The organism is Vibrio sp. N418, from assembly GCF_000222565.1.
Taxonomy (GTDB): domain Bacteria; phylum Pseudomonadota; class Gammaproteobacteria; order Enterobacterales; family Vibrionaceae; genus Vibrio; species Vibrio scophthalmi.
In genome coordinates this window covers 24,895-40,222 of sequence record NZ_AFWD01000098.1, presented here as the reverse complement: position 1 = coordinate 40,222, position 15,328 = coordinate 24,895, and the positions used below count along the sequence as shown (strand labels likewise).

Below are 15,328 nucleotides of genomic sequence, written 5' to 3'. Positions count from 1 at the left end.
TTATGGTTTACGAAAGCCGGTTAGAGACTCATCTCACCGCGCAATACTTGCTGCATTTGCTGCTTAACTTGTTCGTAACTTAAGCCTTGGCTGAGTAGGTAATGCAGCTTGGCAAGCGCCGCTTCCGGTGTCATATCAAAACCGCTGATAACACCAGCTTCAGCGAGTGCACAGCCTGTTGCGTAGCCGCCCATATTCACCTTGCCCGCAAGACACTGTGTTAGGTTAACCACGATCACACCACGTTCAGAAGCATCTTTTAGGTGCGCCAGTAGATCTGGGTTTTGTGGCGCATTGCCAACGCCAAAGGTCAGCAGAATCATGGCATTAACCGGTTGCATTAGTGTATTACGGATCACTTCGTGCGAAATGCCAGGGTACATGGTGATCACGCCAATCGGTTGTGGGGTGATGTCATGAACTTTGAATTCGCCTTCAGGCTGGGCATCGACCGTAATGTCGTTACTGATTTGAATATTGATGCCCGCTTCAAGCAGTGGTGGCAAGTTTGGCGAAGTAAAGGCATTAAAACCATCGGCATGCGATTTGGTGCTGCGGTTACCACGCATCAATTTGTTATTGAAGAACAACGTCACTTCATTGATTGGGTAGTTCGCCGCGATGTGTAGGGCATTAAGCAGGTTAGCTTGGCCATCTGAACGCAGTTCAGCCAATGGGATTTGCGAGCCGGTCACAATCACTGGTTTGCTGAGGTTTTCAAGCATGAAAGAGAGAGCCGAGGCGGTATACGCCATCGTGTCGGTACCATGCAGAATGACGAAACCATCGTACTTATCGTAGTTGTCACGAATATCATCGGCGATTTGCTGCCAATCAGCTGGCGTCATATCTGACGAATCAATCAGAGGATCGTACTCGTGGATGGTAAATTCCGGCATCTCCGGGCGATGAAACTCTGGCATGCTTGCAAGCTGCTTTTCCATAAAGCCTGCAACCGGCACGTAGCCGTGGTCATGTGACTTCTGCATACCAATGGTTCCGCCAGTGTAGGCGATATAAATGTGTTTTCTTACCATTGCTCGAGACCAGTGAAGTGTAGGGGGAACAGAGCCGAGGATTATAACGAAATATTAGCCAATAAAAAGGGGCACTGCCTACAGCAAGTGCCCCTTTGTGGTTTAACTTATTAGTAAAATGTTCAATCGAACAAATTATGTACCGCTACTGAACTTGGCAATTTAAACAAAATGCGTATTGACCTTTCGGGTCATTGAAGCTTTGTAGCAAGCTTGCATCTTGGTTCAATTGTTGAGCGACAGGTTGTAATGATGACGGCAGTAGTGCAGTTACATCTAGGCCAAGTGATACTTGAACTTGGTTCATAAACTCTTGCATAAATTGCTGTGCTGGCGAAAGTGGCTCTTCGACCCAGTAGATGTTGTAGTTATCTAGCTTAGCGAGCTCTGCGGCTAATGCCACGGCGTCATCAAAATCCCCCATCTTATCGACAAGACCAAGGCGTAACGCATCTTGACCTGTCCATACTCGGCCCTCAGCAATGCTGTCCATCTTATCTAAGGCAATGTTTCGGCTTTGGCTGACCAAATTGATGAAACGGCTGTAACCATGCTCGATACCAAGTTGGAAGGCATCGGCCGCTTTTTCTGGAATACCGGTAGTAATTCCGATGCCTGAGAATGGTGAAGTGCCCACCCCATCGGTATAGACACCAATATTATTCAATCCTTTTTCGAAGGTCGTGATCACGCTGAAGATGCCGATTGAGCCAGTAAGTGTGGTGGGTTGGGCAACAATACGATCAGCGCTGGTTGAAATCCAATAGCCACCAGAAGCCGCTAGGCTAGACATCGACACAACCACCGGTTTACCGGCTTCTTTTAGTGCTTCAATTTCATTACGAATCACTTCAGAAGCAAAAGCGCTACCGCCTGGGCTATCGACACGAAGCACTACGGCTTTGACTTTGCTATCGTTACGCGCTTCGCGCAATAAATAAGCGACAGTGTCACCGCCAACCGAGCCGCGTGGTTGAGTGCCATCCATAATCGCTCCGCTGGCCACCACGACAGCGATGTCATCACTGTTGGCATTAAAGCTAGGTTGAACGGTAGTTGCGTATTGGTAGTAGTCAACGTAGTGATAGCTGTCTTCCCCATCGCTACCAAAGGCATCGATCATCGCTTTGCGTACTTGTTGGCGCGTTGCGAGCTCATCGACTAAGCCAGTTTTTAACGACAGTGCGGCAAGATCACCATTGGCGTCTTTTAACTGGGCAAGAAAATCATCCATAGTTGGATTGAGTGTTGCGACATCAATCGAGCGGTTGGTTGCGACATCATCGACATAAGCGCCCCACAATTGGCCTAACCAAAGTGAGGCCGATTCTTTGGCCTCTTGCGACATATCATCACGAATAAATGGCTCAATGGCCGATTTATATGTACCCACACGGAAGACGTGCGTATTGATATCGAGCTTCTCAAGCAAGGTTTTGTAGTACATTGAGTAAGCGCTATAGCCTTTAATCATCACCGCGCCATCAGGCGCAAGGTAGATTTTGTCAGCATAGCTAGCAAGATAATATTGGCTCTGATTGTAAAAACCACCGGCAGCGTAGATAGGTTTGCCGGTCGCTTTAAACTCATTTAACGCTTTAGCGATGTACCGTAACTTGGTTAGATTGGTTTCTGGCATATCACCGAGTGATAACACGATACCCGAAATCATCGGGTCATTTTTGGCATGACGCACGGTTTCCACGATATCGAATAGGACATTTTCACGTGGTAAATCATTGCCAAAAAGTGAGCTGCTCAGTGAATCGAGTGGGTTGTTGTAGGTTGATTGCTCAACAATCGGCCCGGATAGGTTCAGGATCAACGCAGATGGTTGTTGCTGCACCGGTTCTGGAGACTCTGCACTCGAGTAAATAAAATAGAGAGTCGCAATCACAACGAGAAAAAGCAAATTGGCGATGGCCAAACGAACAAAGGTAATCAGTTTCCAAATACCTTTAAAAAAGAGGCCTATATACTTAAAGATTGTTTTCATTATTTCTCCGCTGTGTGTGACACAGGTAACCCGCATTCCTTTTGCAACCCAGTAAACTAAATATCTGGGTGGCCAAGGTATTTATTCGTTAAACGACAGGTTGGTTGTCGTAAAACGCTTAGTTTATAAATACATCCTACTGAAACTCATAGATTCAAGCCAGATCGATTAAGCAGTTTCAAATATAAATTTAGTCAATCACTCACAGGTTGCGGGCGTGATTTGAAGAACAGCCACGATAATTTGACTAATGTTTCAAAAATGTAAACGCATGTTTGATTTTTGTGTTGCTTATGCATATTGTGGTCAGACCAGACAAATAAAGAGAGCCTCCGTTATGTATCCGAATTTGCTCAAACCACTCGATCTTGGTTTTACTGAGTTACGTAATCGCGTTTTGATGGGATCAATGCACACCGGATTGGAAGAAGATAAGCAAGGTCTCGATAAGCTCGCAGCCTTTTATGCTGAACGAGCAAAGGGTGGTGTTGGTCTTATTGTGACGGGAGGCTTCTCTCCGAATTTACGTGGCCGTTTACATCCATTTAGCGCCGAATTTAGTAAAGCAAAACATGCTGATGCTCATCGTATTGTTACGGAAGCGGTTCATCTACATGGCGGTAAAATAGCGCTACAGTTGCTTCATGCTGGTCGTTACGCAATGCATCCCTTTGCTCAAAGTGCCTCGGCAATCAAAGCGCCAATTGCTCGCTTCGCGCCAAGTGAAATGAGTGAACGACAAATAGTGAAAACAATTGATGCTTTTGCTAACAGTGCCAAGCTTGCTCAGCAAGCGGGATATGATGGTGTTGAAGTGATGGGTTCAGAAGGTTATCTGATCAATCAGTTTATCTGTCAACGCACCAATAATCGTTACGACCAATGGGGCGGCAGTTACCAAAATCGTATGCGTTTGCCGCTCGAAATTGTTAAGGCGATTCGTCAGGCAGTCGGCGAGCGATTTATTATTATATTCCGTTTGTCGATGCTGGATCTGGTCGAGCAAGGCAGTACTTTTGATGAAGTGGTGGAGTTGGCTAAGGCCTTGGAGCAAGTGGGTGTCACTATTATTAATACTGGCATCGGTTGGCATGAAGCGCGTATTCCCACCATTGCCACCCAAGTACCGCGCGGTGCGTTTACTTGGGTGACAGAAAAAGTCCGACCGCATGTTTCCGTGCCGATTGTGACTTGTAATCGTATCAACACCCCAGAAGAAGCGGAGCGTATTTTAGCTTCCGGTCAAGCTGACATGGTATCAATGGCAAGGCCATTTCTCGCCGATGCTGACTTCGTTATCAAAGCTGAAAAGCAACAAGCGCACTTGATTAATACCTGTATTGGCTGTAACCAAGCGTGCTTAGATAATGTGTTTAAGGGAAAAAGAGCCAGTTGCTTGGTGAACCCTTATGCATGCCGCGAGACGGAATTAGTGGAAGAAAGTGCTACCAGTTTGAAGAGCGTTGCCGTGGTGGGCGCGGGGCCTGCGGGGCTTGCTTGTGCAACGACCTTGGCAAGGCGAGGTCATCAAGTTGATCTGTTTGAGCGTAGCGATCGGATTGGCGGTCAATTTCGCCTAGCGATGCAAATCCCAGGTAAAGAAGAGTTTAGAGAGACGATTCGTTATTTTGCCAACCAGATTGATGAAACGGGCGTGAAATTGCATTTGGAAACCGAAGCCGACTTTGACTTACTCAAAGAATATGATGAAGTGGTCATTGCATCGGGGGTAAAACCACGCCATGTCGAAATTCAAGGTATCGATAATCCAGACAAGGTGATCGACTATCAAACGCTGATTAAAGAGAAAACTTTTTTAGGTAGCAAAGTCGCGATTGTTGGTGCCGGAGGGATTGGTGTTGATATCGCCACCATGATTACTGAGCCACAAGAAAATCAGCTCGATGACTGGTTGCATGATTGGGGGATTGATAAAGAAATTGCTCATCCTGGCGGTCTCTATCCATTCCCAGACACTTCGAGTGATACAGAAGTGTGGGTACTACAGCGCCGCAAAGGCAGAGTTGGCAAAGGTCCGGGTAAAACCACCGGTTGGATTCATAAGCGAACGCTTGAAAAGCGAGGAGTGCATCTGCTTGGCAGTGTGCGTTATCAGGCGATTGATGAGTCGGGTTTACATATAGAACAAGATGGCGAAGCCCAGTTGATTCCGGCGGATAAAGTGGTGATTTGCGCCGGACAAGAATCGGTACGTCCTTTCGAGTCTCAGTGGCCTGAATTTGGTGAAAAACTGCATGTGATTGGTGGCGCTGATCATGCCGGTGAGTTAGACGCTGTTCGTGCTATTCGTCAGGGAGTCGAATTAGGCTTGAAGCTGTAATTCAGAGTTTGATTTGATCCTAGTTGCTTGCAATCCCTCCGCTTGGAGGGATTGTTGTTTTTATTGGCGGATTATTTCGCCAACTCGTAGTTTTCGTGCATCTCTTTTGGCGCAATGCCATATTCGTAGTCGGCTAGGTAGCCATCTTTGTAGACCTTCATGCCTTTATCATCCCAACTGACCTTGATGACAGCCGTTTCACCATCGGTGCTGCCAAGAAGATCGAGCATCTGCTCATCAATCTTAATCGCCTTGATGGTGGTAATACGCTTAAATGACTGGAATTCAGTCGAGGTTGGTAGGCTACCGTAAGTTTCAACCCATACATTGGTTGGGATTAACCATTGGTTATAAACATCGCCCACGATAGGGGTGTGCATGCTAGCGACAATGACATCTTTGGTCATGACGTTATTGGTTTCAAGTGTATAACCACCCTTACCATCAGCGACATAAGTTGGAAAGTCTTGGCCGAGTTCTTGTTGTTTTGGCAGACGACCAAGGGTGGGTGCTTTTTTAACGTACAGTGGTGCCGTCTCAAACTGACTCATGATCTGGGGGATTTGTTGAAACTCAACTGGCTCGGCAGCAAACAATGCTGTAGGGAATGACAGTGCCGCTGAAACCGCAGCGATAAGGAATGCTTTTTTCATCTTGTGACTCGTTATTAATATAATTTTCAGTATGTTATTTTTACTATGTTGAACGATTGCTCGTGGCAAAAGTATCAACACAGCATCATGATATGCTGAGAACGCAAACGTTTCACTGATTTAAAAAGGGTTTTTCTCTGACGGTGGAAATATCAGCTGAACATCGGTTGAAATCTGTTCAGCTGAAATTCACATATGAAGGCGATTATAAGATGACGGTTTTATTGCCATAGACAAACACATGGTCGTTAACCACTTTATTTAATGCCTTACTCAATACGCTTTTCTCTACATCTCGGCCCGCTTGCGCCATGTCACGAGCACTGAACGTATGATCGACAGGGATAACATCTTGTTTGATGATTGGCCCCTCATCCAAATCGTTAGTCACGAAGTGTGCCGTTGCACCAATGATTTTTACGCCACGTTCAAACGCTTGTTGGTATGGTTTTGCGCCAATAAATGCCGGTAAGAAACTGTGGTGGATATTGATGATTTTGTGGTGGAACTTGTCGACAAAACTCGGCGTTAACACGCGCATGTATTTAGCCAGTACTAGGTAGTCGGCTTCATACTGCTCAATCACTTTCAGCATCGCTTGCTCATGCTCTTCACGCGAGAGGCCTTCGTGGCTGACACAGTGGTAAGGAATGTCGAACTTTTCCGTCAGGCCCTGCAGGGTGTCGTAGTTACCAACAACGGCGGCAATATCAATGTCTAAACTGCCATCGTAATTCTTAATTAAAATGTCACCCAAACAGTGGGCTTCTTTGGTGACTAAGATCACGACACGTTTACGGCTCGCGTCCATTAACTTACGTTTAGCTCCGGTCGGCAGGGCTTGGTCAAGATCGGCAAGGAAGGTTTGATCATTAAAATAGCCTTCCAACTCGGTACGCATAAAAAAGTGACCGCTTGGATTGTCCACATATTCGCTGTTGTGGATGATGTTCAACTGATGCTTGTAACAGATGTTGGTGATCTTCGAAATCAGTCCAGGGGCATCACTACAGTGAGTTAGCAGTGTTTTCTTTTCCATTTTGTAATTACTTCCGTGATTTATTTTTTTCGTATGGTGAATTTTTTCGGGGCTTCCGAACAGTGAGCTATCCCGCAATAATTGAGTAACAATTAAACTAATATCGACTTGAATTCAACAAATAATCTACTTAAAACAGAGTTGGTTATCGAGTTAGTTAAAGATTTCTTTCCTCATTTGAGCGTCTTAAGGTGGTAGGTATGGATAAAGAACTATTAGCCCGTAAGTTATATTCAGAACGAGTGAACGCACTGCTGGGTGATTGCGAATTAGATCAAACGATACTCACTGAAAAGTGGGATTGCAAAGCATCTCCGAGCGAAGCGGCGAGAGCAATGATCGACAGTCAAAATGATTTTGATGGTCCAGCTTGGTTAGCGCGCTACCTACACCGCCGATAATGTTATAATCGTCTATCGGCAAAGCGATATGCTCAGTATGCCGTTAAATAAACACGACAGGAAATTGTCTAAACGCGACTTCGAGTGAGTCGCGTTTTTTATTGCCAATGCTCAGTACATGATGAAGAAATTAGTGGCTCAATCGGCGGAGGAGTTGCGGGCCAATTGGTGCTTTCGTCAGCAGTCAATTGACGGTTCTCTCCATCGCGCTTTGATTAGGGTATACTGACTTTTTTCATCACATCACATTCGCATGATCTCAAAAACCTTTTCTCAAGATGGTGCTCTCGGTAAAGCGATACCGGGTTTTCAGCCGCGCCAAGCTCAGCTTGATATGGCGGAGTCAGTCAGAAAATCGATTCAAGAACAAGGTCAATTAGTGATCGAGGCGGGTACGGGTACCGGTAAGACATTTGCTTACCTTGTTCCTGCGTTGATGAGTGGGAAAAAAACCATTATTAGTACCGGTTCGAAAAACCTACAAGAACAGCTTTTTCACCGTGACTTACCTTTGATGACCAGCGCTCTGGGCTTTTATGGTCAAGTCGCCCTGCTAAAGGGGCGGGCAAACTATTTATGTTTGGATCGTCTTAGCCGTCAAATGATTGAGAGCCATGGTAATCATTCCGATCCCACCTTATTGGCGCAGTTAGTCAAGGTTCGTGCATGGTCTTCCGCCACCAAAACGGGTGATTTAGGCGATTGTGATGAAATCGCCGAAGATAGCCCTGTGATTCCCACGATTACGTCAACCAACGATAATTGTTTAGGCAAGGAATGCCCGAGCTATACCGATTGTTTCGTGCTCAAAGCACGTAAGCGTGCGTTAGACGCCGATGTGGTGGTGGTTAACCACCATCTGTTTTTTGCCGATTTGGCGATTAAAGAGACCGGTTTTGGCGAGTTGATTCCAGAGGCTGAAGTATTTATCTTTGATGAAGCGCATCAGTTACCCGATATTGCCAGCCAGTATTTTGGTCAGTCAGTGTCGAGTCGTCAGATCCAAGAGCTGAGTAAAGATATTGAGATTGCTTATCGCACTGAAGCGAAAGATATGCGCCAATTGCAAAAAGTGGCGGAAAAACTCAACCAGTCGGCGATGGATATGCGCATCGTGCTTGGCGAGCCTGGGTTTCGTGGCAACTGGCGTGAGGCGATTAAGTCGCTTCCGGTTGCTCGTGAGTTAGAGCGCGTTCGAGAGGCGATCGATTTTACCATCGAAGTACTAAAAATAGCGCTGGGTCGGTGCCAATTACTGGATACCGCTTTTGAACGTGCCCATACCATTAAAGGACGTATTGACCGTGTCTGCGATGTTTCGATTACCGGCTATTCTTATTGGTTTGATACTACGCCGCGCCATTTTAGTTTGCATATTACACCGCTGAGTGTGGCGGATAAGTTCAATGAACAAATTGAACTGAAGCAAGGTGCTTGGATTTTCACCTCGGCAACCTTGGCAGTGAATGGCGACTTTTCCCACTTTACCGATCGCTTGGGTATTAAGCCACAAGCACAGTTTTCATTACCAAGCCCGTTTGACTATCCCACTCAGGCGCGTTTGTGCGTACCGCGCTACCTACCAGAACCAAATAGTCCGGGGATGGCAGAAAAATTAGTCTCCATGCTTGCCCCTTTGATTGAGCAGAACCAAGGCCGTTGTTTCTTCCTCTGTACTTCGCATAGCATGATGCGAGAGTTGGGGGAGCGTTTCCGAGAGGTGCTTACTGTTCCTGTATTAATGCAAGGTGAGACCAGTAAGCAAAAAACCTTAGCCGAGTTTATGGAGCTAGGAAATGCTTTGCTGGTGGCAACAGGGGCGTTTTGGGAAGGGATTGATGTTAGAGGTGACACCCTTAGCTGTGTTATTATCGACAAATTACCGTTTACCGCGCCGGATGATCCGTTGCTTAAAGCACGTATCGAAGATTGCCGACTTAAAGGTGGCGATCCCTTTGCGCAGGTGCAATTACCCGATGCGGTGATTACACTCAAACAAGGTGTCGGGCGTTTAATACGTGACAAGAAAGACAAAGGTGCGTTGATCATTTGCGATAACCGATTGGTGACACGTGATTATGGTGGCGTCTTCCTTGGCAGTTTACCGCCAATCCCGCGTACGCGAGACTTGGGGGTAATAGAAGACTTTCTTCAACAGATTTCAGAAACAAATAACCAAGATTAGAGAATTGAATGAGCGCAAAAATTCTTGCCCTAGATACTGCAACAGAAAATTGCTCGGTTGCCTTACTAATTAATGACAAAGTCTACTCTCGTAGTGCTGTCGCCCCTCGTGACCATACTAAATTAATTTTGCCTATGGTCGATGAAGTGTTGAAAGAAGCGGGTATCAGTTTGACTGATCTTGACGCATTGGCTTTTGGCCGTGGCCCGGGTAGCTTTACCGGTGTACGTATTGGTATTGGTATCGCACAAGGCTTAGCGTTCGGAGCGGAATTGCCAATGTTGGCGATTTCAACGTTAGAAGCGATGGCGCAAGGTGCATATCGTTTAAATGGCGCAACCCAAGTTGCCAGTGCGATTGATGCGCGTATGAATGAAGTGTACTGGGGACGTTACGTGCGCCAAGAGAACGGCTCATGGATTGCGGTTGATCAAGAGTGTGTCATTGCACCGAATGAGTTGGTACAGCAGATCCAAGCGGATGAGTCTGAGTGGGCCACTGTTGGTACTGGTTGGGCGGCTTATCAAGAAGCGATGGAGACCTTACCACTGAGTTGTGTAGACGGTGGCGTATTGTATCCAGATGCGCAAGATATCGTGCACCTTGCTCAGTTTGCATTAGCCAATGGTGAAGCAGTGGCGGTTGAAGATTCCACGCCAGTTTACCTACGTGATAACGTCGCGTGGAAAAAACTGCCAGGACGCGAATAGTCGTTTTCGTGAGTTTTCGATAGAGGATAATGGCGAATAGTATGGTGTCGATTAATGGATTACCGGCTGCGATTCCTGGCCCAAAGAAAGCCAATAAGGCCAGTAAACAAAGCAAGATTAATAAGTCGCAAAGTCAGCAATCGACCAGCCAGCCATCAAAGGTGGCTAATGCGGTTGCCCATACCATTCGTCATGTTCAAGAATCCGATATTCACAAAGCCCAAATTCAATACGACCTTCCTGAAGGTCGCAGTCGTAAAGCACTAGAAGAGTATATGCGAGTGATGAATCAGGCTAAACGGGATGAACTGATCCAAATGCTCGGTGTCGATATCTATATCTAATCGGTATGAATATTCAATCCTCGGTACTATTTACTGAGATCTACTAAGAGTGACAGCAGTATGAACATTTCCCTTTTCGTTCGATTTTTCACCGTGGGCATACTCTCTCTAGCAATGCTTGGTTGTGCTTCTTTGCCAGTTAATTTGACCAGTGATAATCCTAACATTGTGACTGATTACCAAACTTGGCAAGCATCGCCTCAAGCGCCCAATGAATTGCGCTTAGGCGGGGTGATTGCGGCAGTGACGAATTTGCCTCAGCAGACGCGTATTGAAGTGGTCAACTTACCAATCAACGGCTCTGGTAAACCGGATATTAATCAAGAGCCAAATGGTCGCTTCGTTGCTTACGTCGAGGGTTTTGCCGATCCTGTTACCTTGAGTAAAGGCCGCCTCGTGACATTGTTAGGGGCCGCTGATGGTTCTGAACAGGGTAAGGTGGGGCAGTTTGATTATACTTTCCCAGTCATGCAAGCAACTGGCTATCATTTGTGGCGTATTGAAGAACGTGTGATTGTTGATGACATTGGCAGTTATATCTACCCTTGCCGCAGTATTCATTGCCGTGATATCCATTACAATACTCGCCAAGGCAGAGTGATCCAAGAAGTGAGATAGATGCTCCGATCCACTTGCTATACGACCTCATCAGGCTCAATTGCGGCGCTAGAGTATGGGGACGCGCAATCGTCTTCTTGCTCATTAGTGTTACTGCATGGATGGTTAGACAACGCTGCGAGTTTTCAAACGACCATTGAAGCGCTAATTACTCTCAATCCAAGCATGCATATTTGTGCGATTGATTTACCCGGACACGGTTTTTCCAGCCACAAATCTGCGGATAACTTCTATCTGTTTTTTGATTATTTAGATGACCTTTACCAGCTTTTGGTGAATATTTCGCCAAACAAGTTGCTGTTAGTTGGACATTCCCTTGGTGCTTTGTTAGCAAGTTGCTATAGTGCCGCCTTTCCTGAACAAGTTGCAGGATTAGTGCAGATTGAAGGCAATGGTCCATTAGCCGAAGAACCGCACAATTGTGTGACACGTTTACGGGCTGGAATTAAAAGTCGACAACGTATTCGCAATAAGCCTCTCCGTACTTTTTCTACCTTAGACGACGCCATTGCTTTGCGTGTTCGAGTGAACCATTTGCTGGCAGAGCAGATTGAGCCAGTGGTTAGCCGAGGTATGTGTGAGCGCGAAAATGGTTGGGCTTGGCGACACGATGTAAAACTGCAAAGTGATTCGTTGTATCGCATGGCCAGTGTGCATGCCGCACAGTTTCGCCAACAGATAGTTTGTCCTCAATTGATTATCTTGGGGACAACGGGCTATGAGCATCTTCAACAAGATAACGACAACTTTACCGATGTTGTCTACATTGAAGGTGGACATCACTGCCATTTACAGCAGCCACAAGCCGTCGCAGAGCGGATTTTTGGCTTAGTTAACAAAATTTAAACAAGTGTTTGAGTGTTTCGTGCTCGAACCCTTCGCCTGTGTTGTAATTAGCCATATAAATGACGTGCTATAAGCGCTGTTCATTCTCTATGTTATTACCACACCTGATTTTTTCGAGGAGTAGTTATCGTGGATAAACCTTGGTTGTCTCGTTATCCAAATGAAGTGCCTGAGCACATCAACCCAGATCAGTACCCATCACTGGTTGAAATGTTTGAGCAGTCAGTACAAAAATATGCTGATCAGCCAGCGTTCATGAATATGGGCTCTGTGATGACTTTCCGTAAATTGGAAGAGCGCAGCCGTGCATTCGCCGCTTACTTACAAAACGATCTGAAGCTAAAGAAAGGCGATCGTGTAGCACTGATGATGCCGAACTTGCTGCAATACCCAGTTGCACTGTTTGGTGTGCTTCGCGCAGGTTGTATTGCGGTTAACGTTAACCCTCTTTATACCCCGCGTGAGCTTGAGCATCAGTTAAATGACTCGGGCGCGAAAGCGATCGTGATTGTCTCTAACTTTGCTAACACCCTTGAGCAAGTAGTAGAAAATACGCCGGTTAAGCATGTTATTTTGACCAGTCTTGGTCAAATGCTGCCACGTGCAAAAGGCACGTTAGTAGATTTTGTGGTTAAGTACGTTAAAGGTATGGTACCTAAGTACGATTTACCTGGTGCCATTTCAATGCGTAAAGCGCTGCACAAAGGTCGTCGTCTACAATACGTGAAACCGTTCATGTCAGGTGATGATATTGCGTTCCTACAGTACACCGGCGGTACCACTGGTGTAGCAAAAGGCGCGATTCTGACTCATCGCAATATGGTTTCAAACGTGCTGCAAGCCAAAGGTGCTTATGGCCCAGTGCTTTCAGAAGGCCGTGAACTTGTTGTAACGGCATTGCCTCTATATCACGTATTTGCTTTAACGGTTAACTGTCTACTGTTTATTGAAATCGGTGGCAATAACCTATTAATCACCAACCCTCGTGATATTCCAGGCTTCATCAAAGAGCTACAAAAATACGCCTTCACTGCCATTACTGGGGTAAATACGCTGTTTAATGCTTTGGTGAATAATGAAGATTTCCACGAACTAAACTTCAAGAACATGAAGCTATCGGTTGGCGGTGGTATGGCCGTGCAACGTGGCGTGGCTGACAAGTGGAAGAAAATCACGGGTGTTCACCTGCTAGAAGGCTACGGCTTAACAGAATGTGCACCACTGGTGACGGGCAATCCGTACGACCTGACCGATTACACAGGGGCGATTGGCCTACCTGTACCTTCAACAGAAGTGCGAATTGTTGATGAAGAAGGCAACACGCTAGCCAATACTGAAGTCGGTGAGCTACAAGTTCGTGGCCCACAGGTGATGCAAGGCTACTGGCAGCGTCCAGAAGCGACCAAAGAAGTGTTAACCGAGGATGGTTGGCTATCAACGGGCGACATCGTTAAGTTTGATAGCGAAGGTTTGCTGTACATTGTTGACCGTAAGAAAGACATGATTCTGGTGTCTGGCTTTAACGTTTACCCGAATGAACTTGAAGATGTGGTGTCACTGCACGGCAAAGTGTTGGAAGTGGCAGCAATTGGCCAACCGCATGAAGTCTCAGGTGAAGTCGTTAAGCTGTATGTGGTTAAGCGTGACCCAAGCTTGACTAAAGAAGAAGTGATCGCTCACTGTCGTCAACATATGACAGGTTACAAGATCCCGAAATTGGTTGAGTTTAAAGATGAACTACCAAAAACCAACGTAGGTAAGATCTTGCGTCGAGTTTTGCGTGAAGAAAACGACGCAAATCTCGCGAAAGCGGCACAAGAAAAAGCGGCGCAAGCAAACGCTGAGTAAGCCAAGCAACCGCGAACATTTAGTGATAGAATGCCGGCTCATGTAGCCGGCATTTTTATGCGAGAATTAAGTGAACTATCAGATTATTACCCAGAGTACCGAGTTAGAAGTTGTCTGTAAGCAAGCAAGAACGGTAGAAGCCGTGATGCTAGACACCGAATTTGTCCGTACCCGAACCTTTTATCCTCAGTTAGGCTTAATTCAGCTATTTGATGGCCAAACGTTATCATTAATCGACCCTCTGGCGATCGATGATATGAGCGCTTTTGTCGATCTACTACAAGACACCTCTGTGACTAAGGTTTTGCATGCTTGCGGTGAAGACCTAGAAGTATTCAACAATAGCTTTGGTTGTTTGCCGCAACCTATGGTTGATACACAGATTATGGCGGCATTTTTAGGCAATGGCCTTTCAACCGGTTTTGCTGCGTTGGTCAATGCTAACTTAGGCGTAGAGTTAGATAAAAGCGAATCACGTACAGACTGGATGGCTCGTCCATTAACACAAAAGCAGCTCGACTATGCGGCGGCTGATGTTCACTACCTGAAGCCTTTGTACGAAAAACTACTCAGCGAGCTTGAACCTACCGGCTGGTGGCCTGCGGCAAAACAAGAGTGTGCTTTAATTGCGTCAAAGCGCATCAAACAAGTCGATACTGACAAAGCGTATCTTGATATTAAAGGTGCGTGGCAATTAAGACCGCGCGAATTGGCAATTCTTAAACCTTTAGCGGCATGGCGTTATAAAGAGGCGATTCGTCGTGATCTCGCATTAAACTTTGTCTTCAAAGAAAATGACTTATTGACCGTCGCGCGCTTGGGTATTCAAAATCGTCACCAAATGGAGCAAGAAGGGGTTGATCCTCGTTCAGCTCAGCGCCACAGCGCACGTATTATTTCATTAGTCAAAGCGGCTAAAGAAACACCGGCAGACCAATATCCAGAAAGCATTGAGCGTCTGATGGATATGCCGGGTTATAAGCAACTGTTCAAAGTGCTTAAAGATGAAGTGAAAAAAGCGTCTGACAAGAGCGGTTTAGCCACAGAATTTCTTGCGTCTAAAAAACAACTTAATAGCTTGTTAACTTGGGTTTGGCGCCGTAATCGTGATGAAGCCAAGCGCCCTGATTTGATGCAAGGCTGGCGTTTAGAGCTGCTCGGTGAAAAACTCGATAAGCTGGTTAAATAAGTTTTCTCGTCGAGTCTCTATTCAAATTGAATACATTACAGAAATGGCTAAGTGTTGAAGCACTTGGCCATTTTTTATAGTTTGAGTTTGTTAGTGCTGCTTTATTGTGCAATTGGTCAGT

13 protein-coding genes are annotated in these 15,328 nt (G+C 46.0%); 9 read left to right on the top strand and 4 right to left on the bottom strand.

The genetic code is table 11. The features are described 5' to 3' along the window. Positions 1-20 precede the first annotated feature (20 nt). Both ansA and sppA read right to left on the bottom strand, forming a co-directional pair. Entirely contained in the window at positions 21-1,037 is a 1,017-nt protein-coding gene (ansA, locus tag RH86_RS18990; protein ID WP_005595923.1) for an asparaginase, read from the bottom strand. 145 nt (positions 1,038-1,182) lie between these two features. Continuing rightward, positions 1,183-3,033, bottom strand: coding sequence for a signal peptide peptidase SppA (sppA, locus tag RH86_RS18985; protein WP_009388041.1), 1,851 nt, complete (start codon positions 3,031-3,033; stop codon positions 1,183-1,185). 337 nt (positions 3,034-3,370) lie between these two features. On the opposite strand from sppA, the gene RH86_RS18980 reads away from it, so the two are divergent. Further along, complete coding sequence (locus RH86_RS18980; RefSeq protein WP_009388040.1) at positions 3,371-5,374, top strand: NADPH-dependent 2,4-dienoyl-CoA reductase; 2,004 nt, start codon at positions 3,371-3,373, stop codon at positions 5,372-5,374. Positions 5,375-5,445: 71 nt separating this feature from the next. Here RH86_RS18980 and RH86_RS18975 read toward each other — a convergent pair whose 3' ends face one another. Further along, positions 5,446-6,027 carry a hypothetical protein gene (locus RH86_RS18975; protein WP_009388037.1) on the bottom strand — a complete coding sequence of 194 codons (582 nt, stop codon included), beginning with the start codon at positions 6,025-6,027 and terminating at the stop codon, positions 5,446-5,448. 205 nt (positions 6,028-6,232) lie between these two features. Then, entirely contained in the window at positions 6,233-7,066 is an 834-nt protein-coding gene (gene purU / locus RH86_RS18970; protein WP_009388036.1) for a formyltetrahydrofolate deformylase, read from the bottom strand. Positions 7,067-7,266: 200 nt separating this feature from the next. On the opposite strand from purU, the gene RH86_RS18965 reads away from it, so the two are divergent. From RH86_RS18965 to rnd, 8 genes are all read left to right on the top strand, one after another. Further along, a complete protein-coding gene (locus tag RH86_RS18965) occupies positions 7,267-7,467 on the top strand; it encodes a hypothetical protein (RefSeq protein ID WP_005595931.1) in 201 nt (66 codons plus the stop codon). Between the two features lie 253 nt (positions 7,468-7,720). After that, positions 7,721-9,652 carry an ATP-dependent DNA helicase gene (locus RH86_RS18960; protein ID WP_009388035.1) on the top strand — a complete coding sequence of 644 codons (1,932 nt, stop codon included), beginning with the start codon at positions 7,721-7,723 and terminating at the stop codon, positions 9,650-9,652. 8 nt (positions 9,653-9,660) lie between these two features. Then, a complete protein-coding gene (gene tsaB / locus RH86_RS18955; protein WP_009388032.1) occupies positions 9,661-10,362 on the top strand; it encodes a tRNA (adenosine(37)-N6)-threonylcarbamoyltransferase complex dimerization subunit type 1 TsaB in 702 nt (233 codons plus the stop codon). Positions 10,363-10,403: 41 nt separating this feature from the next. Then, the gene (locus RH86_RS18950) at positions 10,404-10,706 is read left to right on the top strand and encodes a hypothetical protein (protein ID WP_005595937.1); all 303 of its coding nucleotides are present in this window, start codon (positions 10,404-10,406) and stop codon (positions 10,704-10,706) included. 60 nt (positions 10,707-10,766) lie between these two features. Beyond that, positions 10,767-11,324 (top strand): Slp family lipoprotein, encoded by a 558-nt coding sequence (locus tag RH86_RS18945; RefSeq protein ID WP_005595939.1) that lies wholly within the window; start codon positions 10,767-10,769, stop codon positions 11,322-11,324. After that, on the top strand, positions 11,325-12,170 hold the full coding sequence (locus tag RH86_RS18940; RefSeq protein ID WP_009388031.1) for an alpha/beta fold hydrolase: 846 nt from the start codon (positions 11,325-11,327) through the stop codon (positions 12,168-12,170). Between the two features lie 129 nt (positions 12,171-12,299). Next, positions 12,300-14,018, top strand: a complete 1,719-nt coding sequence (fadD, locus tag RH86_RS18935) for a long-chain-fatty-acid--CoA ligase FadD (RefSeq protein ID WP_005595942.1) — start codon at positions 12,300-12,302, stop codon at positions 14,016-14,018. A gap of 70 nt (positions 14,019-14,088) precedes the next feature. Continuing rightward, positions 14,089-15,207, top strand: coding sequence for a ribonuclease D (gene rnd / locus RH86_RS18930; protein ID WP_005595944.1), 1,119 nt, complete (start codon positions 14,089-14,091; stop codon positions 15,205-15,207). Positions 15,208-15,328 lie beyond the last annotated feature (121 nt).